16 protein-coding genes are annotated in these 21,590 nt (G+C 61.9%); 9 read left to right on the top strand and 7 right to left on the bottom strand.

What is annotated here, in order from left to right; translation table 11 throughout:
* Nucleotides 1–38: 38 nt before the first annotated feature.
* Entirely contained in the window at nt 39–1,625 is a 1,587-nt protein-coding gene (gene mobQ, locus BJD12_RS19870) for a MobQ family relaxase (protein WP_005994222.1), read from the bottom strand.
* A gap of 260 nt (nt 1,626–1,885) precedes the next feature.
* On the opposite strand from mobQ, the gene BJD12_RS19865 reads away from it, so the two are divergent.
* Nucleotides 1,886–2,140 (top strand): hypothetical protein, encoded by a 255-nt coding sequence (locus BJD12_RS19865; RefSeq protein WP_042828215.1) that lies wholly within the window; start codon nt 1,886–1,888, stop codon nt 2,138–2,140.
* Nucleotides 2,141–2,179: 39 nt separating this feature from the next.
* Here the strand turns inward: BJD12_RS19865 and BJD12_RS19860 are convergent, their stop codons facing one another.
* Nucleotides 2,180–3,601, bottom strand: a complete 1,422-nt coding sequence (locus BJD12_RS19860; protein WP_005994218.1) for an XVIPCD domain-containing protein — start codon at nt 3,599–3,601, stop codon at nt 2,180–2,182.
* Nucleotides 3,594–4,286 (bottom strand): hypothetical protein, encoded by a 693-nt coding sequence (locus tag BJD12_RS19855; protein ID WP_005994215.1) that lies wholly within the window; start codon nt 4,284–4,286, stop codon nt 3,594–3,596. Before BJD12_RS19855 ends, BJD12_RS19860 begins: the two co-directional genes overlap by 8 nt.
* Before the next feature lie 1,489 nt (nt 4,287–5,775).
* On the opposite strand from BJD12_RS19855, the gene BJD12_RS19850 reads away from it, so the two are divergent.
* From BJD12_RS19850 to BJD12_RS19835, 4 genes are read left to right on the top strand one after another with little or no spacing between them, the layout of a single operon-like run.
* Nucleotides 5,776–6,027, top strand: coding sequence for a hypothetical protein (locus BJD12_RS19850; RefSeq protein ID WP_005994213.1), 252 nt, complete (start codon nt 5,776–5,778; stop codon nt 6,025–6,027).
* Nucleotides 6,028–6,069: 42 nt separating this feature from the next.
* Nucleotides 6,070–7,296, top strand: a complete 1,227-nt coding sequence (hxsB, locus tag BJD12_RS19845; protein WP_005994211.1) for a His-Xaa-Ser system radical SAM maturase HxsB — start codon at nt 6,070–6,072, stop codon at nt 7,294–7,296.
* 59 nt (nt 7,297–7,355) lie between these two features.
* Complete coding sequence (locus tag BJD12_RS19840; protein WP_039421683.1) at nt 7,356–7,649, top strand: transposase; 294 nt, start codon at nt 7,356–7,358, stop codon at nt 7,647–7,649.
* Complete coding sequence (locus BJD12_RS19835; RefSeq protein WP_005992929.1) at nt 7,646–8,506, top strand: IS3 family transposase; 861 nt, start codon at nt 7,646–7,648, stop codon at nt 8,504–8,506. The genes BJD12_RS19840 and BJD12_RS19835 overlap by 4 nt, the downstream gene beginning before the upstream one ends.
* Nucleotides 8,507–8,534: 28 nt before the next feature.
* Here the strand turns inward: BJD12_RS19835 and BJD12_RS19830 are convergent, their stop codons facing one another.
* Entirely contained in the window at nt 8,535–10,370 is a 1,836-nt protein-coding gene (locus tag BJD12_RS19830; protein WP_005992201.1) for a site-specific integrase, read from the bottom strand.
* Nucleotides 10,371–10,638: 268 nt separating this feature from the next.
* Here BJD12_RS19830 and mutS point away from each other — a divergent pair, with 268 nt between their 5' ends.
* From mutS to katG, 3 genes are all read left to right on the top strand, one after another.
* Complete coding sequence (gene mutS / locus BJD12_RS19825) at nt 10,639–13,194, top strand: DNA mismatch repair protein MutS (protein WP_005992203.1); 2,556 nt, start codon at nt 10,639–10,641, stop codon at nt 13,192–13,194.
* Between the two features lie 248 nt (nt 13,195–13,442).
* On the top strand, nt 13,443–14,057 hold the full coding sequence (locus BJD12_RS19820) for a DUF937 domain-containing protein (RefSeq protein ID WP_039420179.1): 615 nt from the start codon (nt 13,443–13,445) through the stop codon (nt 14,055–14,057).
* A gap of 344 nt (nt 14,058–14,401) precedes the next feature.
* Complete coding sequence (gene katG / locus BJD12_RS19815) at nt 14,402–16,648, top strand: catalase/peroxidase HPI (protein ID WP_005992206.1); 2,247 nt, start codon at nt 14,402–14,404, stop codon at nt 16,646–16,648.
* Between the two features lie 527 nt (nt 16,649–17,175).
* Here katG and BJD12_RS19810 read toward each other — a convergent pair.
* A complete protein-coding gene (locus BJD12_RS19810; RefSeq protein ID WP_005992208.1) occupies nt 17,176–17,583 on the bottom strand; it encodes an RNA-binding S4 domain-containing protein in 408 nt (135 codons plus the stop codon).
* Between the two features lie 732 nt (nt 17,584–18,315).
* Here BJD12_RS19810 and BJD12_RS19805 point away from each other — a divergent pair.
* A complete protein-coding gene (locus BJD12_RS19805) occupies nt 18,316–19,791 on the top strand; it encodes an MATE family efflux transporter (RefSeq protein ID WP_005992210.1) in 1,476 nt (491 codons plus the stop codon).
* Nucleotides 19,792–20,224: 433 nt separating this feature from the next.
* Here the strand turns inward: BJD12_RS19805 and rplS are convergent, their stop codons facing one another.
* Nucleotides 20,225–20,632, bottom strand: a complete 408-nt coding sequence (rplS, locus tag BJD12_RS19800; RefSeq protein WP_005989873.1) for a 50S ribosomal protein L19 — start codon at nt 20,630–20,632, stop codon at nt 20,225–20,227.
* 144 nt (nt 20,633–20,776) lie between these two features.
* A complete protein-coding gene (trmD, locus tag BJD12_RS19795; RefSeq protein WP_005989874.1) occupies nt 20,777–21,535 on the bottom strand; it encodes a tRNA (guanosine(37)-N1)-methyltransferase TrmD in 759 nt (252 codons plus the stop codon).
* Between the last annotated feature and the right edge of the window lie 55 nt (nt 21,536–21,590).

Here is a 21,590-nt window from a genome sequence, read left to right as displayed (position 1 = left end):
AGAAGAAAAAGCCCCGCACTTGCGGGGCTTTGATTCCATCAGGGGCGTGGCCGACGGCGTGTTGGTTGCCGCGCTGGCATCGGGGAGGGCTTGGGCTCAGCAGGAGCGGCCTTGACCGACTCAACAGACCGGCTGGCGATTGCGAGCTCAGGACTCGCAAGAACTTCCTCGCTCCACTGCTCCACCTCAGCTGTGCGCAGCTCAATTTCATTTTCGCAGTCATTCCAGCGCTCCTCGGAAGCTGCCGCCCGGGCTGCGGCCAGTTCGGCTGTGCGCTTTTCCAGAACGGCCAAACGCCGCCCTCGCCGTTTTTCCCACTCTTGCGAGGCCCACTCGCCATCGGGGCGAGGATGGTCGCCGTTGAACTGCTCCCATGCTTGCTCGGCCAAGTGGAAGAGCTTCTCGGCACGCCCCAAGGCGCTGGTCCGCTGAGCAAACTTCAGCACGCTCCGCTTCAGACGACCCAGCCCTTCGACGAGCCCGTTGAGCCACCTGCGCAAATCGACACTGTCGCGCAGGGTCGCCGCATGCGCGGTCCATAGCCTCACCAGGCGCTGCGTGGTGGTCAGCGCCAAGTCGGGCCGGGTCGAAAGGATCTCCGCCAGGTTCCGAGCTGCCTCGGTGACCAGCTCACTGATGGGGCGCAGGGGTCGCATCTCTGCATCTTCCGCAGGCCGGCCCAGGGCGTCCGAGAGGCGCATGCCGCGGAGACCATGGATTTCCAACCCAGGCACAGCGGTTTGAAGGTCGTTCGTAGCACCAGCCCGGCGTCGACGGTCGCGCCGCGCCTGATCGTGGCTATGGCCGGTTGGGTTCGGAGTTGCCCTACCCTCTTGCTTGGCTTGAGCGAGCAACCGCTCGAAGGCCTCCTCATTTTCTCGAACGATGCGCGCGTTCTCGGCGGCACGGTCGGTCATGACGCCTTTGCGCGCCAATGCCGTGGCTGTCTTGCCCATGTGTTTTGTGGGCTGCCGGGACAGCACCATGGCTTCGGCCCAATCGCCGCGAGCCAAAGCTTCTTCGGCCTGGACTTCCAAGCGACGGTGGTCGACCCGCGCATCAATTCCCGCAGCGGCCAAATGCTCGTTGATCGTGGAAGCCATGGTCTGGCGGATCCACTCGATCTCAATCTTCCCCGACGCTCCGCCGTCCAGCTCCCTCGTTTTCTCTGTAAAGCCTTCGGGGGCCAGCCTGCGCGTAGTGGCCAGCAGGTGCACGTGATGGTTGAGCCCATCGCGGGAGCCCGGCGAGTGGATGCTGGCCTGCACGGCGAATCCATAGCGGGCAACCAGGGCTTGCCCAATGGCCACAGCGAGATCCGACCGTTGCTCATCAGTGAGTTCGTGCGGCAAGGCCACCTCGAACTCGCGGGCCACCACCGAGTTCTTGCGATTCTCCGCCTCCTCGGCTTTCGGCCAGAGCTCAGCCGGGACGAGGGCCCATGCTGGAGCATCGTGCGGGGCCAAGCACTCGGACGTCACCACGCCACCGCGTCGACGGTAGTCATGACGCTGACCAGTGAGATGGTCGATGAGAAGAAGGCCAGCCCGGTAGGCGGCTGCAGCAACGGCAGAGTCGCCGCGGGAACGACTAAAAACTTTGACGCGCGAGTGGTAGATAGCCATGGAGAACTCCGGATGAGGTTGCTCTCTTTATGCCGTGGCTTTTGATTTTCGCAAGCGCTCCGCGCTTGGGGTCCAAGGGGCGGAGCCCTTTGCGCGCGCTATGTCGAAGACATTGCATCAGTGCGCTCTTGCTTATTTCTTTCAAGCCTTGTTTTTCAGTGTCGAACGACTTTTGAGTGCTCCGATTTTTCGAAGCTGCTCGAAACTTGACGATGTGCTTTTCCGTGATTGACTCAAAGACTGGACCACAGGAGAAACGCATGACTGCCACTAGCCACTACCACGACCGCATCGCTCGAGCCACGGAACGGCTGGCCCAGTTGCAAGCGAAGGAGCTTTTAGCTAATCAGCGCCGCGAAGCGAAAATAAAGGAAGCCGCAAGGCGTGAGGAGATGAAACGACGGCGACGCGTGGCGGACCTCGTCGTTTCAACCGGCGCGCACATGCTGGAGGACTCGGAGCTTAAGGCTTTGCTTATCAGCCATATGAAGGGCGGGGCGGTCTCGCTGCACTGACTCGATAACCCATCAAGCAAGCTTCAACAGCGGGCGCTCTCAAGGACCGCTCATCGTCATCCGCGGTCCTTGTTCCTGCTGAGCCGTCTGTTGCTGGGTCTGTTCCATCTGCTGCTGACGCACCTGGTCCTGCTTGATGGTTTCTGCCTGCTGAAGGTTCTGCTGGGACGGCTCCTGAGCAGCTACGCGGCCGTCCACGTGGGCATGGAACTGCGGCGCTTTGTCCACCCCGTGCGGGGCATAGATCGCAACGACGTTCTGAGCGCCATCGTTCCCTAATCCTCCCGTGACCCTGTCCACTCGCTTGAGCAACGGATCGTCCACCTGCTGCTTGTAAAGCGCAGCCGAGACGTTCCTGGTCTCTTCTTCGTTCGAGTTGCCCGTGCCTTTGACCCAGTCGTGGATGCGGGAATAGGTCTGATGGTCGGGGTGCACCGGGTTGTCGGCCAGCACGACTTGGTCGCGGGAGACGGCTTGGGGTGCAAGGTCCGGTTGGCCGGCGCCCCCTTTTCCGACCTGCCTCACTTCCGCAGGCCTTAGCTGTCCATCGGAGGTATCGGCGAACCCGAAGGCTTTGCCCTGTCCACCCAAGGACACTCCTGCCGCTTGGATTTCTTCCGCTGAGCTGCCGAGCTCTTTTAGGTTGAGGCCCAGGCTCGGAATCGACTGGCTGGAAGCCCGGTCCAAGCCACGGGACACGGCGGCTCCGGCGGACACGACGTAAGACAAGTAAAAGGCGTTGTAGTCGGACTGCCCTAACGCGCCCAGGCTTTTGCCGGACTGATCGAACTGACAAATCGCCACGGATTTTACCGCCGAGCTGTCGATGCGGTTGTCCGTATGCTGGATGCCATCCTTGTCCAATCGTATACCCGGCTCTAATTGGCCGTTGGTCACGCAGGGGGTGGTGGGATCCATCCGCCGCAGCAAGTAGGCCTCACTCGCATTGGGGCGCTGGTGCTTGACGCGGCTCGCGACCGAATTCATTGAGACCAGTTCGGCGAACGCTTCGTTCTCACGCGATGCCTGGATGTAGTCCTTTGCGAATGGAGTGACATCGACGTTGGCGTCTCCGTAGCGCGCACCCTCTTTCAGCGCCTCGTCGATTCGGTAGGACAGCTTGTATGTGCTGATTTCGTTGGATCGGGCCATCAAGGCGTGACCGGTTTCATGCCCCAGAACGCCGGTAAGCTGATCCACGCGCTCTTCAGGCCTCGACCTTAAAAAGATATCGGCGTTGATGCTGATAGATCGCGTGTCGTGGCTGTAGTGCCCCCCCTCGTTGGGGGTCTTTGACACGGTGATGTGCTTCAGATCGCCGTGTTCAATGGCCTTGGTCATGACCTCAACCAGATAGGGTGAGGACTCAACCGCCTCCCGAAGATTTTGAGCGGCCCACGGGGGCAAGGCCGACCGACGTTCGGTTTCCTGGAGCATGCGCTCAATGCGGGGGTCAAGCATCGCGGCGGTCCAGCTCGAAGCTCACCACGGTGGCGCACGTTGGCGATTCCCGACGGTCCGGCGTCACCGCGATGAACAGGCCCAGGGACGGACCCACGGCCTTGTCAAACGAGATCCGCTGGTCGTCGCCGAAGGTGGGCACGTAAACGTGGAAGCCACTGGCTTCCAGCGGGCCTCTGATAGCGTCGTAAACCAAGCAGGCGTCTCTCGTTAAAGTTAGCTCGACGGTATGGCCAGGGCTCTCCGGATACGGCTTCCAGACTGCCCAAGAATAGCTTCCCTTGCCGACACGCCCCGACACTCCTTTGCGCTCTTGCTTTGCGTCGGGCGGCAATACAAGCCCCAGCACTCGTTCTACCCTGCTTGGGTCGGAATCGCTGTAACTGTGAATGGCCTTGGCCAGTGCCTGGATTTGCTCCAGCAGCTGGTGAGGAGAAAGCTCAGGACCTGGCCGCAAAGCAGGGTAGCCATTCCACGTCATCATAGGTGATGAGCCAGGGGGAAGCGCAGCATCCGAGATGGCGGCAACCCTGTCCTGTTCGCGCTTAAGGTCAGCGGAGCTTACATCCTGCATTGTTTTCTCCTGATGGGCGTTTGAAGGTTCCGCGCACGCGGCCAATCCCAACAGCAAAGCGCCTGTTGAAAGGGCTTTGGCGATGCAGCGTCCTTGGCGAAGAGAATCCATGGCCCACACTCGGGTGTCGGAGAGGGTGCACAGCTTACCTTTAGCCGCCGAATGCAGGCCATTTCAGGCAAAGAAAAAATCGGCAGCGTCATCCTAAATCCTGGGAGCTGCGCTCCATCAGCAGGCCCGCCTTAGGCGGGTCACAGGTCTCGGATACCTAGTTGCGGAACACCTTCGGACTGGCCGCGGCTTATCGAGTAGTTCTGGCTAACCAAGGCTATGAGCTAGAAGATTCGTCAATTCGATTCGAAGACTACAGCAGGCTCAACCTGGAGCCAATCCAAATCGAGAATGTCTTCCTTCACCCCGATGATGCGTTCATTCGACTAGATGGACGCAGCCGATGGTCGTGGGCTCCCAGATAGAGTCGCACATCTACCCGTGAGCAAGACCCAGCTAACACATCGCTTTAGTGTTTTCTGGACAAAGAGCCTAGCCAGTTGACTGGTCCTAACAAGAGGGAGGGGACATGGATAGCCCCTCCCCACTGCCAAGCCTTAGCTTCCTTTTTTGTGTTTATGTGGCTTGAGATCGGGCGTGTTTCCAGGCGTATCTTTGTTGTCGCGTCGACGTTGATCAGGCTTACCGGTTGATGGGGCGATCGGCTTCGGGCCAGGCTTGATGGGCATAACTTGACTCCTGATTGATGGGCCACGCGGGATGAATCTGGAGGCATGTCTTCATTTCTGTCAAGTTAATCTAACATAAAAAAACTAAAGTTTATTTTTTGTTCATCTATAAGTTAGTTTGTTTTTAGTTCTCATTGGTCTCCAAATTTTTAAACAGTATGATTTTGACTACGCAACCGCGAACAACTATCCCCTTAAAACCCTTGCTGCGCATAGGTTCTGTCAAACGAAATAGATCGGATCCGCAAGCCAAGGAAGAACTCCACTTGGTCGTCCCTGGAGTTTGCATCAGGAAATAAAAAGCTGTTCAATTTCGATTGACGTTTGAGCGGTTCGTCGTATCCCTACTTCCATTGTAAACAATGGAAGCAACGCAGTGACTCATCCACTTAACGACATCATCAGTAGTTACACCCAACGGCGGCCTTGCCTCGGAGTATGTGGAGACGTCGTAAGTAGCAAGTCGACGAAGCTTCGCCAGTTGTTCTTCTTTAAGCGGCTCAATCTGCTTGGACATCAGAAGATCACCTCCCGCTGCCTCGATAAGTGACGGGCGTTCATCACCTTTGTTGCGAGCTTTGACCATGGTGGGAACTCAGTAGACCTTGAAGACCGATGTAGAGCATCTTCAGGCTCAAATCAAGGCTCGGTGGTTGCGATGCCCTTAAAATCCGACTGCTACTCAGGACGGGGGGACGCCGCACTTCTTTAAAAAAATCTGATAACGAATGCCCTAGCGCTTGCTTAGATTAGCCCCAAAACCGCTTGAGTCCGCTCATAAAAACTAGGGCAGCGCTGCTAGCGACTTGCAACCAAAGGCGCCATGAGGATAACGTTGCTTATCCAAAGGGGGATGAGCAATGGAACGCTCGCATTATTGTGTTGATCGCAGCCTATACGGCGATGAAGTGGTGGCTCGAGCAGCTCACCGCTACACGGGCATTTACGACGTAGAAATGCGGATGGAGGGCAACTCACTCGTGGTCGCTTTTTCGAGCAAAGACAACGCTGCTGTCGCCCCGGACTTCATGCTCAGTTTTCTCGTGATCTACTCGATGAGCTTTTGCGTGCGCTGGTCCGGAATGAAACGCAAGGCTTGCAGCAGGAATTAGTCCGTGTCGCATTGAACCAAGCTCGACCTTTGACGCGTTCTAATGTCGAGGTTTAAGCCCAGGCAGGCCTTTGGCCACGCATCCTCATACAAGTTGCTGCCCCTTCGATTTCGGCGCCTGCCGTGGGATGAGACCCGCGCGTTCGTGTCATCAATGGCTGGCGACTGGCTCCTCATGGATATGGCTGATCTTCAACGGTTTGTCTCCCATGAGCTCTCTGCAGACTCTCCTTTGCTCGCAGATCTACAGGCTAGGCACTTGGCGATCGTGGAGACCGACCGCAGCAGCCTATCGCCACTCCTGAGTCAGATACGCACTCGGAAGTCCTACACGGTGGGCGGGCCGGCACTTCATATTTTTGTTGTGTCTTTGCGGTGCCACCACACCTGTAGTTATTGCCAAGTGTCCCGCCAAGCAACAACCGCCACTGCTTTTGATATGGCTGGCTCGCATGCGGAGCAAGCGGTCGAGCGACTCTTCGAATGGCCTAGCCAAGAACTCACTATTGAGTTCCAAGGTGGGGAGCCCCTGCTCAACTTTGAGCAAGTCATGGGCATCACGAAGCTCATCGTCAAACGCAACGTTTCCGAACGGCGAGACCTACGATTCGTCTTGGCTTCGACGCTTCATGACCTCACCGAAAGCCAGATCGCATTTCTAGCAGAGCACCGCTTTAAGTTATCCACCTCTTTAGACGGTCCGGAATGGCTCCACAACGCGAATCGCCCGCGACCTGGCCGTGACAGCTATCGTCGCACCCTGAATGGCATCGACCTGGGGCGGCGCTGGCTTGGGGAGGATGGGGTGTCGGCTCTGACGACGCTGACCAAGCTGAGCTTGGAAGTCCCAGAAGCGATCATCGATGAGTATCGGAAGCTAGGACTTCACTCCATCTCGCTGAGGCCTCTTAGCCCTTACGGGTTTGCGAATCGGACGGCCCGCCGAACCGGCTACTCCACAGAGGACTACCTTGCATTCTATGCCCAAGCCTTTGAACATTTGGTGGCCGTCAACCGCTCCGGTTACGCGCTAGAAGAGTCGTATGCGTCGCTGCTGCTCTCGCAGCTCTTCACCTCGTTCGGTCACGGATATGTCGATCTCAGGTCGCCTTCTGGTGCGGGCCTTGGTGCTGTCATCTATGACCACGACGGCCGGGTCTATCCATCCGACGAGGCCAGGATGCTTGCCGCGATGGGGGATGACCAGTTCGCGCTTGGAGACGTTTCCCAACCGGTCACCAGTTGGCTTTCGTCTCCAGTCATGGCATGAGCCACCCCTGATAACTCGGACACCTGAAAGCGAGGACAATCCTCGCAGGGAGGTGTTCGATGCAGAAGCGGCAGCGGTTTACAGCGGAGTTCAAGCGGGAAGCAGTGCGGTTGCTCAAGGCGGGAGATCGGCCAGCGGCCATGATCGCGCGGGAGTTAGCCATCCCGCGCAACCGGCTCTACAAGTGGGCCACGGATCTCGATGCGAAGGGCGCTGGCGCCTTTGGCGGCAGTGGCCGGCCCAAGGCCAACCCGGATGAACTGGCCAAGCTGCAGCGCGAGAACGAGCGGCTGCGCCAAGAGAACGAGATCCTAAAAAAAGCGGCGGCGTACTTTGCGCGGGAGCTACCGTGAAGTACGCCTGGATCCGAGATCAGCGGGGTTACCGGGTGCGTTGGCTCTGCCATGCGTTGGGCGTGTCGCCCAGCGGCTATTACGCGTGGTGCGCTCGCCGTCCGGGGCCACGCGCACAGGAGAATGCCCGGCTATTGCAGCGGATCGAGCAGTTGCACGCACAAACCCGCCAGGCGTATGGCAGCGAGCGCCTGTGGCGCGCGTTGCGTCAGCAAGGTGAGACATGCGGCCGGCATCGGGTGCGGCGCCTGCGGCAGGCACATGCGATCCGCACCAAACGGCGACAACGCTATCTGCGCACGCGCAGCACATACCAGCGTGCGGCGGTAGCGCCTAACCGGCTGGCATGGCCGTTCGTCAGTCCGGGGCCAGATCGGGTGTGGGTGGCGGACATCACCTTCATCCCGACCCGGATGGGCTGGTTGTACCTGGCGGCAGTTCTAGACATGCACAGCCGGCAGATCGCGGGCTGGGCGATGGGCCAGCGGGCCGATCAGGCGTTGGCCAGCGCTGCGCTGGCCATGGCGCTGCACCGCCGACGGCCAGCGCAGGGCGCAATCCACCATAGTGACCAGGGCACGCAATACACCAGCGGTGCATATCAGCGGCAGTTGCAAGAAGCTGGGCTGGTCGCAAGCATGAGCCGCAAGGGCATGCCTTACGACAATGCGGTGATGGAGAGCTTCTTCAGTTCGCTCAAACAGGAACTGACGCACCACGAGCGCTTCGCCAGTCTCGACGAAGCGCGCGGGAAAGTGTTCGAGTACATCGAAGTGTTCTACAACCGGCAGCGGTTGCACAGTGCGCTGGGCTATCGCTCGCCGGCCGAGTTCGAGAAGATGGCTGTTGTTCCCTAATTAACCTGTCCGAGAAATCGGGGGTGGCTCAGTCCGTCCCCTTCAGCCGGTTCCATACCCGCGGGCTCTTGGCGACCATCGCTTCCTCAACCCGTGCCATCGCTTCTCGCAACTTGGACCACTCCTGGTCGGTGTAGCGCTCCGACACCGCGGCCATCCTATCCTGGCCCTGCCCGCGGGTGTGATGGTGCAAGAGCTGCGAGACGATGCGGCTTTCTCCGAACAAATGCGCCGCGTAGCGCCCCATCGTCCGACGGAGATCATGTGGGGTCAGCCCGATGTCGATATCCTCGCTGAGGTTCAACAAGCCCGCATCGCGCCGGACATTGGCCACGATGCTCTTGCTGTCTGAGTAGTGCCCCGATCGGCTGCGGCTGGAACGCGCCGGGAAGACGTAGCGGGTTCGGTCAAGGGCATGGCGGGCCTTCTCCAATTCTGCCTCCAATCCATTGATCAGCTCCCGTCTAGCTCCTTTGGCTCTAGCGGCTCGAAGCAAGCCTTCCATGGTCGCGACCTCCTTCTTCGCCTCGGTATCGTCCAAGCGCTCATCCAGACGCCGCTGAAGCACCTGCTCAGCGAAATAGGTCACTGGCAAATAGCGCTCATCTCCGTTCTTGGTGTCGAACAGGTAGACCTGAGACCCCTCCCGACGAGTGAAAGGATTGACCTGCCCCGGTGGCGTCAAAGACACCCACGACACCTCGCGCTGAGTCAGCTCGCCTGGCGTGCACCGGTCGAACCACCGCAACGCGGCTGCTTCGCTGCGCCGGGTGCCCCACAACAGAGTCAGTAGCAGGTAATCGGCACCGGCGGCGTTCAAACCGCCCTGCTCATCTCGGCGAGCCAGGATGACCTTCAGCACCTTGGGCAGCGTGTCATCCCCCAACGGATTGCGCACCTCAGCCCGACTGTAGTGGTTGCGAAGGTCCTGAGCCCCGCGAAGCAAATCCTTGCTGTAGATAGCCTGGAATGGGTTGTAGATTATCTTGGGCTCCCGCCGAGCCTCATGCGCCTGTTCTTGTTCCACTTCGTTGAACAAGTCCACAGAGCGCTTGGCATCGGTGAAGGTGTGCTCGGCTGCGGCAAGTCCCGCGGCCCTTACCCGTTGAATGTATTTGCCGACGATGCCCAGTTCGCTAAGCTGAACTGTGGAAAGCTGGGCCCAGTCGTCGTGGGATGCCAAGGCCTGACGCATGGCGGTCGGGATACGGTTGGAGCGAAGCATGGCGCTCTTGCGCAACGCGTCGTATCCCCGCACCACGTCCTCGGTTCGCGTGTCCCGAATCTTCAGATCGGCCAACCCCACCTCGGGGCGCTCCAGGCGAGCCAAGCTGCTGCGGACAGCCTCGACACTGACCTGCTTCACCTTCTTTTTCCTAGCACGCTCTCCCATGCGCTCGATGTAGAGCTCCATGCATTGCCGAAGCGTGATGTCTTCTGAGCGCTTGTCTCGACGCTTGGCTCGGAGTTCTGCGCGCTCCTGTTGCACCGGATTGGTCCCGGTCTGCCTGAGCACCGACAGGTGCCCCTTGGCTACCTCGTAGGCTTCGTCCAGCCCCATGTCGGTGACGTTGCCCAAGGAAAAACGGCGGATGCCCGTCGGCACCCGCTTGACCACCTCGTATGTGGTCTTGGTTCTCCCTACCCGAAAACTAAAACCGGACGGAGCCTTGTCACTTCCATCCACCAAGCGGTAGGGTTCGCCGGCCTCTTCAGGAGACCTCTCCACCAACTTGACCTTGCCCGCTTTGTCCACCACGGGGATCCGATCCACCGACAGGCTCAGGACTTGGGCGTAGGTCAGCTTAAACTTGAGCGACCCACGCCTCTTTGGCAGGTCTGGCAGCTCCGACGTCTTGCTCATGCATCCTCCATTGCTGTCGTGTAAGTGCCGTTGGCTGCAACCAAAGTCGCAACATCAACGCACGCTTTTCTTACCATGCGAAGTCGTCGCAACATGCCAAATTGGGTTTCGCTTTGAATCGTCGCAACACGGTCGCAACAAAAAAGACCGTTACTCCCCGCCACACCTCTCTTTTGACCGTCAGTTCCGTTACAGAGCAAATTCATAAGTGACTGTTTCCTCAGATATTTCCAAGCCTGGCAAGGCCCCTCAAGAACACACGCCTGCCATGAAGCAATTCTTCGCCGCCAAGTCGGATTACCCCGACTTGCTGCTGTTCTTTCGCATGGGCGATTTCTACGAGCTGTTCTACGACGATGCGCGCAAGGCAGCGCGCCTGCTGGATATCACCCTGACCCAGCGTGGTAGTTCCGGTGGCGCCCCGATCCCGATGGCCGGCGTGCCGGTGCATGCCTACGAAGGCTACCTGGCGCGGCTGGTGGCGTTGGGTGAGTCGGTGGCGATCTGCGAGCAGATTGGCGATCCGGCGCTGGCCAAGGGCCTGGTCGAGCGCAAGGTGGTGCGCATCGTCACGCCGGGCACGGTCACCGACGAGGCACTGCTGGACGAGCGCCGCGACACGCTGCTGATGGCGATCTCGCGCAGCAAACAGGGCTACGGCCTGGCCTGGGCCGACCTGGCCGGCGGACGCTTTCTGGTCAATGAAGTGGACAGCGTGGACGCGCTTGAAGCGGAGATCGCGCGCCTGGAGCCGGCCGAGCTGCTGGTGCCCGACGAAGACAACTGGCCGGAATTCCTGCGCGGGCGCATCGGCGTGCGGCGTCGGCCGCCGTGGTTGTTCGATGCCGACAGCGGGCGTCGGCAGCTGCTGGCGTTCTTCAAGCTGCACGACCTGTCCGGTTTCGGCATCGACGACAAGCCTTGCGCAACTGCTGCAGCCGGCGCGCTGCTCGGCTACGTGGAAGAGACCCAGAAACAGCGACTGCCGCATCTGACGTCCATCGCCATGGAAGTGGCCAGCGAAGCGATCTCGATGAACGCCGCCACCCGCCGCCATCTGGAGCTGGACACGCGCGTGGATGGCGACACCCGCAACACCTTGCTGGGCGTGCTGGACAGCACGGTCACGCCGATGGGCGGGCGGTTGCTGCGGCGTTGGCTGCATCGCCCGTTGCGCTTGCGCGATGTGTTGGTGCACCGTCACCACGCAGTAGCGAGCTTGATCGACTCCGGCGCCGATGCCGATGTGCGCGAAGCCTTCCGCGCGCTTGGCGATCTGGAACGCATTTTGACGCGCGTGGCATTACGCTCGGCGCGACCGCGCGATTTCTCCACCCTGCGCGACGGCCTGGCGTTGCTACCGAAAGTGCGCACCCTCCTGGCACCGCTAGATTCCCCGCGCCTGCAGACCCTGTTCGCCGAACTCGGCGAGCACAATGCCACCGCGCATCTGCTGATCAGTGCTGTAGCCGAGCAGCCGCCACTCAAGCTCAGCGATGGCGGCGTGATCGCCACCGGCTACGACGCCGATCTGGACGAGCTGCGCCGCCTGTCGACCAATGCCGATCAATTCCTGATCGACCTGGAACAACGCGAACGCGCCAGCAGCGGCATCGCCACGCTCAAGGTCGGCTACAACCGCGTGCATGGCTATTACATCGAAATCAGCAAGGGCCAGGCCGACAAGGCACCGCTGCATTACAGCCGCCGCCAGACGCTGACCAATGCCGAGCGTTACATCACCGAGGAACTCAAGAGCTTCGAAGACAAGGTGCTGTCGGCGCGCGAGCGCTCGTTGTCGCGCGAAAAACTGCTCTACGAAGGCCTGCTCGATGCGCTGGGCAGCGAACTGGAAGGCCTCAAGCGCTGCGCTGGCGCCCTGAGCGAACTGGATGTGCTGGCCGCCTTCGCCGAGCGCGCGCAGGCACTGGACTGGTCGCAGCCGGAACTGGACAGCGCGCCGTGCCTGCGCATCGAACGCGGCCGCCACCCGGTGGTGGAAGCGGTGCGCGACCAGCCGTTCGAGCCCAACGATCTGGAGTTGCATGCCGACCGCCGCATGCTGGTGATCACCGGCCCCAACATGGGCGGTAAATCGACCTACATGCGGCAAAATGCGTTGATCGTGTTGCTGGCGCATATCGGCAGCTTCGTGCCGGCCAGCCGCGCAATCATCGGGCCGATCGACCGCATCCTCACCCGCATCGGTGCCGGCGACGACCTGGCGCGCGGGCAATCCACCTTCATGGTGGAAATGGCCGAAACCAGCTACATCCTGCATCACGCCACGCCGCAGTCGCTGGTGTTGATGGACGAGATCGGCCGCGGCACCTCGACCTACGACGGCCTTGCCTTGGCCGACGCGGTGGCGCGCCATCTGGCGCACACCAATCGCTGCTACACGCTGTTTGCCACGCATTACTTCGAGCTCACCGCGCTGGCCGACGAATCGCATGCCGGCGGCGCCAGCGGTATCGCCAATGTGCATCTGGATGCGGTGGAACATGGCGAGCGCCTGGTGTTCATGCATGCGGTCAAGGACGGCCCGGCCAATCGCAGCTTCGGCCTGCAGGTGGCCGCACTGGCCGGCTTGCCCAAGGCGGCGGTAACGCAGGCGCGGCGGCGCCTGGCCGAGCTGGAACAACGCGGCGGCGAAAGTCACAGCGCACACATGGCGCCCGCCGCGCTGGATGCACCGCAACAATTCGGGCTGTTCACCGCGCCGTCCTCGGCGGCACAAGAAGCATTGCAGGCGCTGGAACCGGACGAGCTCACGCCCAAGCAGGCGCTGGAGGCGCTGTATCGGTTGAAGGCGTTGCTTTGAGGGCAGGGATTGGGAAGTCGGGATTGGGGATTGGTTAGAGCGCAATCGGGTGGTTTATTCGTCAATGCCCAAGTTGCAAACACCCCAACCGCGCAGATGACCAGCTGCGTTCGCTTCGCCACTTGGCGATGATCACCCGCGCCCCGCATTGCATCACGCTTCGCATGCGCACGTGCGTGGGCGGATTGCCCTGGCGCTGCGACAAGCGCACCCTGCCGCAACACTTTGTCCAACAGGGAACTCGTCGCATGAGCACTTCTGCCTCGTTGACCGATCAGCTGGCCGCGCAGTTGCAAGGCCCGCAGCTGCAGCAACTTGCCGGCCGCCTGGGCATCGCGCCCGAGCAGGCGCAATCGGCGGTGCAGACCGCGTTGCCGTTGTTGATGGGTGCGCTGGGACGCAACAGCCAGCAAGCCGGCGGCACCGATGCCCTGCTGGGTGCCCTGCAGCGCGATCATGCCGCCAGCCCGGACATCGGCAGCCTGTTCGGTGCATTGCTGGGCGGCTCGGCCGGCGGTGCGCAAGCCAATGGTGCGGGCATCGTGAATCATCTGTTCGGCGACAAGGCACCGCAGGCAGCCGCTGGTCTGGGCCAGGCCACCGGGCTTGAACCGAGCAAGGCCGGCCAGCTGCTGCAACTGCTCGCGCCCATCGTGATGGCCTACCTGGCCAAACGGTTCCTTGGCGGCGGTGCTGCGACCAGCACCCAGCTCGGCCCCGCCCTGGCGCAGGAACATCAACAGGTCCGCAGCAGCAGCGGCGCTGGCAGCCTGCTGACCAGCGCGCTGGATCAGGATGGCGACGGCCAGTTGGGCCTGGGCGATGTCATGAAGTTGGGCGGCAGCCTGTTCGGCAAGCGCTGAAGTAAAGGCGAACCAGTGGGCACCGTCGTGCTATCCATAGCGCAACCCTATCGATATGGTTGAATAATTCGAATTCACCAAATGATCGATGCTCTTTATCGTGTGCCGACTGCCATGATGAGCCCGCCTGCAGCAGCCGTCTTTCCATCGTGCGTTTCGCCACTCATCGGTTACGTGCGACGCCAAGCAGACGCTAGCATTGGCAGACCCGGCAGCGTAGAGCGGCAGCGGCGTTGCTTTCGTCACCCAAAACTTGCCTCAGCGCTGTTCCACCTCGATTCCACCAGCATGTGCCACGCACCGGCATGTAGCTCCCCAAATGCTCACGCACATAGGTAAACGCCATGACCACCGAAGCAAAGTGCCCGATCAATCACGCCGTCGTCGGTGCCGGCACCACCAACCGCGATTGGTGGCCGCAGCAGTTGCGCGTGGACCTGCTCAGCCAGCATTCGAGCAAGTCCAACCCGCTAGGCCAAACCTTCAATTACGCCGAGGCCTTCAAGCGCATCGATCTACCGGCGCTCAAGCAGGAACTGCATGCGCTGATGACCGATTCGCAGGATTGGTGGCCGGCCGATTTTGGGCATTACGGCCCACTGTTCGTGCGCATGGCCTGGCATAGCGCCGGCACCTACCGCATCGGTGATGGCCGTGGCGGCGGCGGTCGCGGCCAGCAGCGCTTTGCACCGCTCAACAGCTGGCCGGACAACGTCAGCCTGGACAAGGCGCGCCGCCTGCTGTGGCCGATCAAGCAGAAGTACGGCCAGGCGATCTCCTGGGCCGACCTGCTGATCCTCACCGGCAACGTCGCACTGGAATCGATGGGCTTCAAGACCTTCGGCTTTGCCGGTGGCCGCGAAGACACCTGGGAACCGGACCAGGACCTGTACTGGGGCCGCGAGACCAAATGGCTAGGTGGCGATGAACGCTATTCGCACGGCTCACCGGGCGTGGATGAGGCGCACGGCGTGCTGGTCAAGGACGACGACAGCCAGGTCAAGCACACCCGCGACCTGGAAAATCCACTGGCCGCCGTGCAGATGGGCCTGATCTACGTCAACCCGGAGGGCCCGGATGGCAATCCGGACCCATTGCTCGCCGCCAAGGACATCCGCGACACCTTCGCGCGCATGGCCATGAACGACGAAGAGACCGTGGCGCTGATCGCCGGCGGCCACACCTTCGGCAAGACCCACGGCGCCGGCCCGGCCGATAACGTGGGCGCCGAGCCGGAAGCCGGCGAGCTGGAAAGCCAGGGCCTGGGCTGGCACAACCGCTACGGCAGCGGCAAGGGCGCCGACACCATCACCAGCGGCCTGGAAGTCACCTGGACCACCACGCCCGCGCAGTGGAGCAACGACTTCTTCGACCACCTGTTCAAGTTCGAGTGGGAGCTGAGCAAGAGCCCGGCCGGCGCGCATCAGTGGGTGGCCAAGAACGCCGACGCCATCATTCCCGATGCGCACACTGCGGGGAAGAAGCATCGCCCCACCATGCTGACCACCGATCTGGCGCTGCGCGTCGATCCGGCGTACGAAGCCATTTCGCGCCGCTTCCACGAGCATCCGGACCAGTTTGCCGATGCGTTTGCGCGCGCCTGGTTCAAGCTCACCCATCGCGACATGGGCCCGCGCTCGCGCTACCTGGGTCCGGACGTGCCGGCCGAAGAACTGATCTGGCAGGACCCGGTGCCGGCAGTCGATCATCCCCTGGTCGATGCGCAGGATGCCGCCACGCTGAAGCAGACCATCCTCGCCTCCGGCCTGAGCGTGGCGCACCTGGTCTCCACCGCCTGGGCATCGGCCTCCACTTTCCGCGGCTCGGACAAGCGTGGCGGCGCCAACGGCGCACGTATCCGCCTGGCACCGCAAAAGGATTGGCAGGCCAATCAACCCGAGCAGCTGGCCAAGGTGCTCGGCACGCTGGAGCGCATCCAGGCCGACTTCAATGCAGCTCACTCGGGGGGAAAGCAGATTTCGCTGGCCGACCTGATCGTGCTGGCCGGTAACGCCGCGGTGGAACATGCCGCGCACGCCGCAGGCCACAGCGTTACCGTGCCGTTCGCGCCCGGCCGCACCGATGCCTCGCAGGAGCAGACCGACGTCGAAGCGTTCGCCGTGCTGGAACCGGTGGCCGATGGCTTCCGCAACTTCGCCAAGCGCCGCTACGCGGTGCCTGCCGAAGCATTGCTGATCGTCAAGGCACAGCTGCTGACCCTGACCGCACCGGAGCTGACTGTGCTGATCGGCGGCCTGCGCGTGCTCGGCGCCAATGTCGGCGACTCGAAGAATGGTGTATTCACCACCCGCCCCGGCGTGCTGAGCAACGACTTCTTCGCCAATCTGCTCGACATGCGCACCGAATGGAAAGCGACCTCGGACGCGAAGGAACTCTACGAAGGCCGCGACCGCAGCACCGGCGAGCACAAATGGACCGGCACACGCGTGGATCTGGTGTTCGGCTCAAACTCCATCCTGCGTGCGGTGGCCGAGGTCTATGCCAGCGCCGATGCACAGGAGAAGTTCGTGCACGATTTCGTCGCCGCCTGGACCAAGGTGATGCAGCTGGATCGGTTCGACCTGGCGTAAGCGGCTGGTTCGTTCGATCCGGCCCACATAACCGCTGCAAACAAACGCCCCGGATGACCGGGGCGTTTGTTTTGCTCAGCGTGTCGATTGATCGACCGCAACGCGCATGCGCATGCGACTGTGGCAGTGCGCGCGCGCCGCCGCCTCGCGGCAGGCAACCAGCGTACACGCAGGTCTCTGGGCAACATGCCGCCTGAAAGAACCCTCTACAACCAAGACTGCGACAATTCACAAGGCAACGCATGCCCGTATCGACGGGCAATCAATGCGTCACGTCATTGCGTGCGGTCACTCTGAACGTGGAACGAAAGCTGATCCGTTCGTTTATTGGATAGGACACCCGGCCGCTACGACGCATCGATACCGACCAACGTCGTGATCAACCGGCGTGCGCGCCTGTCCGGTCTGCTTTCCGGCGCGCGATAACCGGTGCCCGCTGGAGACGCACTTGCGCATACGCCTCGCGCGCATGCGACCACGCTGAAAAATTCGAAAACCATCCGCCTCGTTCGATAAGACGCCAGCCGCTACAACGCGTCGATATCGCCCAACGCGTTGATCAAACGGCGTGCACGCTTATCCGGTTTGCCTTCCGGTGCGCGGTAACCGGTGCGCTCGGCAGCGCGCTGCAGCCGCCATTGCGCACGCGCCTCGCGCGACGGCTCACCTTCCACGTACAGCGCCTGCGCCACCGGGGCGGGGCCGCGCACGTCGCTGAGTGCGGCGACCGTGACCTCAAAGATTTCGCCGCCACGATCGATACGCACTTGCTCGCCGCTGCGCAGCGTACGCGACGGCTTGGGCCGCTGACCTGCCACATCCACCTTACCGTTCTCCACTGCGGTCTTGGCCAGGCTGCGTGTCTTGAAAAAGCGCGCTGCCCAGAGCCAGACATCCAGCCTGACCGTCTTTGCGTGTTCCGGCTCCAGATTCATTCGTATCGGCGTCTCGTGTCTTGCGCGAGGATGCGCACCAAACAGGGTGATGTGGTCAAGCACTGCGTTGTCGGGAACACTGGCGTTGCTGTCGACGCCGCGGGTGTGCTCTGATTGCGTCAGATTGATTGCGTCAAACCGGATGTTTGGGCAACGGCCAGGAACTCAAGCACCCGGGTAAGCGGCAAGATGTACGCGTTAGCGTGGCTGGAAATGGAGCGCGCACTCGTCAAGTTGCCATAGGCGGCGCCTCAGATGGCAGTGAAGGCGTGAGAATGACGCAGCGATCACCTGCCGCGTCCGCCTGTCGATAAACGCATTGTTTTGTGAGCCGCTCCTGTGCACCCCGCCTTGCCGGCCAATACCCACGACCGCGCGATCGCACCGACACACTGCCCGTCGGCGACCGCCACGTAGCGAGCCCTGTCGATGCGTCGGCACCGTCGATCACCAGTACCTCACAGGTCAAGGCACCGCTGACGCGCAACACCACCAGCCGCGAGCTGCGAAGCACGCCTTGGCGCTGTTGTGGGGAGCTGCATCGACGTGCAGGGAGGATGCTCCGAGAGGCGGTCAAAGGGCTGCCCCACCTGGCGCACCGGTAAACACAGCAACTGCGCATCGGCCGATCGCCACGCCATGACCTGGTCGCAGTCCAGACACCCTGCCCTGCAGCCGGGCTCACCCGCGCAATGCTAGTGTGCGCAGCTTCTGCGCGACGATCTACTTGCAATGCCCAAATCCGCTGTCCTGACCGAAGGCCCGATCGGCAAGAGCCTGCTGTTGTTCGCCCTGCCGATCATGGCTGGCAACATCGCCCAGTCGCTCAACGGCTCGGTCAATGCCATCTGGATAGGCCGCTATCTTGGCGAGGAAGCGCTGACCGCCGCAGCCAACGCCAATAGCATCATGTTCTTCCTGATCGGTTCGGTGTTCGGCATCGGCATGGCCTCCACCATCCTGATCGGCCAGGCCATGGGTGCACGCGACATCGCGCAGGCACGCAAGGTGATGGGCACCAGCGCAAGTTTTTTCGGCGGGCTGTCGGCGGTGATTGCCGTGGTTGGCTGGTTTCTGGCGCCGCACCTGCTCACCGCCATGGGCACGCCAGCCGCCTCGCAGGCGCTGGCCGAAGACTACCTGCGGGTGATCTTCCTGGCGATGCCAACGCTGTATCTGTTTGCCTTTCTGTCGGCGGCATTGCGCGGCACCGGCGATGCGCGCACGCCGTTTCGCTTTCTCTTGCTGTCGGTGCTGCTGGATATCGTATTCAACCCTTTGCTGCTGTTCGGCATCGGCCCGTTTCCTGCACTGGGCATTGCCGGCGCGGCCTGGGCCACGCTCATTGCGCAGGTGGCTGCGCTGGCCGGCCTGCTGATCTATTTGCGCAAGAAACGTCATATGCTGTGGCTGGGGCGGCGTGACCTGCACCTGTTCCGGATCGACCCTGCCATCCTGCGCGCACTCATCGTCAAGGGCGTGCCGATGGGCCTGCAGATGGTGATGATCTCGCTGGCGATGATTGCGATGCTGTCGCTGGTGAACGGCTTCGGCACCGACACCGCCGCCGCGTTCGGTGCCGGGCTGCAGCTATGGAATTACGTGCAAATGCCGGCCATGGCCGTCGGCGCCGCCTGTTCTTCGATGGCCGCCCAGAATGTGGGTGCCGGCCTGTGGTCGCGCGTGGATGCCATTGCACGCACCGGCATCGCCGCCAACTTCCTGATGACCGGCCTGCTGATTGCGTTGTTGATCGGGTTCGACCGCTGGACCCTGGCCCTGTTTCTGCCCGAAGGCAGCGCCACGTTGGAGGTCGCGCGGCACCTCAACCACATCGCGATCTGGTCGTTCCTGTTATTCGGCGTCAGCTTCGTGGTGTCGGGCGTGGTGCGCGCCACCGGCGCGGTAATCCCGCCATTGTTGATCCTGGCGTTTTCGCTATGGGGCGTGCGCGTGCCCTTGGCCAACCTGTTGATCCCGCATTTTGGGGCTGATGCGGTGTGGTGGAGCTTCCCGATCAGCTCCACCTGCTCGATGCTGCTGTCGCTGGCGTATTACCGCTGGGGCGGCTGGCGCAAGGCGCGCATGCTGGCCACGCCAGCGCATCCATCGGCATTGGCTGCCGCCGCTGAAGTGCCCGCGCACCCGGCTTCGCCAGTCGCCGACCCGGCTCCGATCACCGCATCCGCGCAAACACGGCAGCCTTGAACAAGCCATCGCCACACGACGGATGCCGCGATCGATCCTGCTCAACGCATGAACCCTCAATCCTTGAAAGAACACAGCAGTTGAGTGAGCGCTTCTAGAGCGGGAAGCTGTCGAACCGCGAAACGCCATGCCGGCCGACTTCGCGGTTAGGAGTTAGGAGTTAGGAGTTAGCGATTTTTGCCCGCCTGCTGCATCAGAGCGATCGGCCCGGTACACGAACTCCCCGCCTATGTCGTTGCCTGCTGTCTGCCGACGGCGAATGCCAATGAAAGAAGCCCGTCGCCTGAGAGGACTATCCACGACCGAGCCTGGGACAACTGCTACCACGGCCCGCGCAACCTCCCGCATCACCCTTGTACTGCATCGCCAAACGCAAACGGCCGCCCAAAGGCGGCCGTTTGGCAGTGGCAGATCGAAGACCTGCCCGTGTGGCTTACTCGGCCTTGGCAGCAGCCTGGCGAGCGGCCTTGGCCTGTGCAGCAGCGGCCAGATCTTCCTTGATGCGGGCAGCCTTGCCTTCCAGACCACGCAGGTAGTAAAGCTTGCCGGCGCGAACCTTACCGCGACGCTTCACTTCGACCGAGTCGATGATGGCGCTATGGGTCTGGAACACACGCTCGACGCCGAAGCCGTGCGAGATCTTGCGCACGGTGAACGCCGAGTTCAGGCCGGCATTCTTGGTACCGATCACGACGCCCTCATAGGCCTGCACGCGCTCGCGGTTGCCTTCCTTCACCTTGACGTTCACCACAACGGTGTCGCCCTGGTTGAATTCCGGCAGCTTGCGCTGAATCTGGGCGGCTTCGAAGTCAGCCAGGATGGTCTTGTTGAGTTTGCTCATGATGGGCACCGCGTGTCTGGTGATATTGGACCGGCAGTCGCCGCACGGCGATTGCTCGAGGTTCGTAAGAGGGCCAGACGCAAGGCTGGCCAGCAAGCCGCATATTGTACCCCAATCAATCTTGCAAGAGCTAGGGGTGAGCCCTCATTTCTCGTCGTCCCGGGCGAGTTCGCGGCGAAACTCGTCCAGCAGGCGGCGATCGTTCTTATCCAACCCGCCCTCGTCCAGCAGGTCCGGGCGACGCAACCAAGTCCGGCCCAGCGATTGCTGCCGGCGCCAGCGCGCGATGGCGGCGTGGTTACCCGACCGCAGAACATCCGGCACATCGCCCCAGGCATGGGTCGAGGGATGGCTGTAGTGCGGGCAATCCAACAGGCCCTGTGGCCCTTCAAAACTGTCCTGCGCGGCAGATTCGGCGTCGTTCAACACCCCGTCCTGCAAGCGCGTCACCACATCCACCACGACCGCGGCGCCCAACTCGCCACCGGACAATACGTAGTCGCCGATGGAGATTTCCATATCCACTGCCTGCGCCAGGAAGCGCTCGTCCACCCCTTCATAGCGCCCGCACAGCAGCACCATGCGCGGCAACTGTGCCAGCTCGCGGGCGAGCGGCTGGGTGAGCGGCCGCCCCTGCGGGCTGAGGTAGATCACCGGTGCAGGCCGCGGATCGGCGGCTTGTACCGCGTCCAGGCAGGCCCGCAACGGCTCGATCAACATCACCATGCCGGGCCCGCCGCCGAACGGGCGGTCGTCCACGCGGCGGTAATTGCCCTGCGCATGCTCGCGCGGATTCCAGCCCTGCAATTCCAGCAGGCCACGCTCCTGCGCCCGCCCAACCACGCCGAACGCCGCGCATTGCGCGATGAACTCGGGGAACAGGCTGATGACGTCGATGCGCACGTAAGAATCGGAAATCGGGATTGGGGAAGTGGGTAGAGCAAGAGCGAAGCCGAGG

The organism is Xanthomonas vesicatoria ATCC 35937 (assembly GCF_001908725.1).
GTDB classification, from domain to species: Bacteria; Pseudomonadota; Gammaproteobacteria; order Xanthomonadales; family Xanthomonadaceae; genus Xanthomonas; species Xanthomonas vesicatoria.
Note: the sequence above shows the minus strand (reverse complement) of the source record. Positions and strands in the feature narration are given on the sequence as shown.

What these genes read in the sequence shown, in the direction of transcription:
- katG (WP_005992206.1), top strand. Translation starts at nt 14,402, where the DNA reads ATGACCACCGAAGCAAAGTGCCCGATCAATCACGCCGTCGTCGGTGCC.
- rplS (WP_005989873.1), bottom strand. Translation starts at nt 20,632, where the DNA reads ATGAGCAAACTCAACAAGACCATCCTGGCTGACTTCGAAGCCGCCCAG.
- BJD12_RS19810 (WP_005992208.1), bottom strand. Translation starts at nt 17,583, where the DNA reads ATGAATCTGGAGCCGGAACACGCAAAGACGGTCAGGCTGGATGTCTGG.
- BJD12_RS19805 (WP_005992210.1), top strand. Translation starts at nt 18,316, where the DNA reads ATGCCCAAATCCGCTGTCCTGACCGAAGGCCCGATCGGCAAGAGCCTG.
- BJD12_RS19830 (WP_005992201.1), bottom strand. Translation starts at nt 10,370, where the DNA reads ATGAGCAAGACGTCGGAGCTGCCAGACCTGCCAAAGAGGCGTGGGTCG.
- hxsB (WP_005994211.1), top strand. Translation starts at nt 6,070, where the DNA reads ATGTCGAGGTTTAAGCCCAGGCAGGCCTTTGGCCACGCATCCTCATAC.
- mobQ (WP_005994222.1), bottom strand. Translation starts at nt 1,625, where the DNA reads ATGGCTATCTACCACTCGCGCGTCAAAGTTTTTAGTCGTTCCCGCGGC.
- BJD12_RS19855 (WP_005994215.1), bottom strand. Translation starts at nt 4,286, where the DNA reads ATGGATTCTCTTCGCCAAGGACGCTGCATCGCCAAAGCCCTTTCAACA.
- BJD12_RS19850 (WP_005994213.1), top strand. Translation starts at nt 5,776, where the DNA reads ATGGAACGCTCGCATTATTGTGTTGATCGCAGCCTATACGGCGATGAA.
- BJD12_RS19840 (WP_039421683.1), top strand. Translation starts at nt 7,356, where the DNA reads ATGCAGAAGCGGCAGCGGTTTACAGCGGAGTTCAAGCGGGAAGCAGTG.
- BJD12_RS19820 (WP_039420179.1), top strand. Translation starts at nt 13,443, where the DNA reads ATGAGCACTTCTGCCTCGTTGACCGATCAGCTGGCCGCGCAGTTGCAA.
- BJD12_RS19865 (WP_042828215.1), top strand. Translation starts at nt 1,886, where the DNA reads ATGACTGCCACTAGCCACTACCACGACCGCATCGCTCGAGCCACGGAA.
- BJD12_RS19860 (WP_005994218.1), bottom strand. Translation starts at nt 3,601, where the DNA reads ATGCTTGACCCCCGCATTGAGCGCATGCTCCAGGAAACCGAACGTCGG.
- mutS (WP_005992203.1), top strand. Translation starts at nt 10,639, where the DNA reads ATGAAGCAATTCTTCGCCGCCAAGTCGGATTACCCCGACTTGCTGCTG.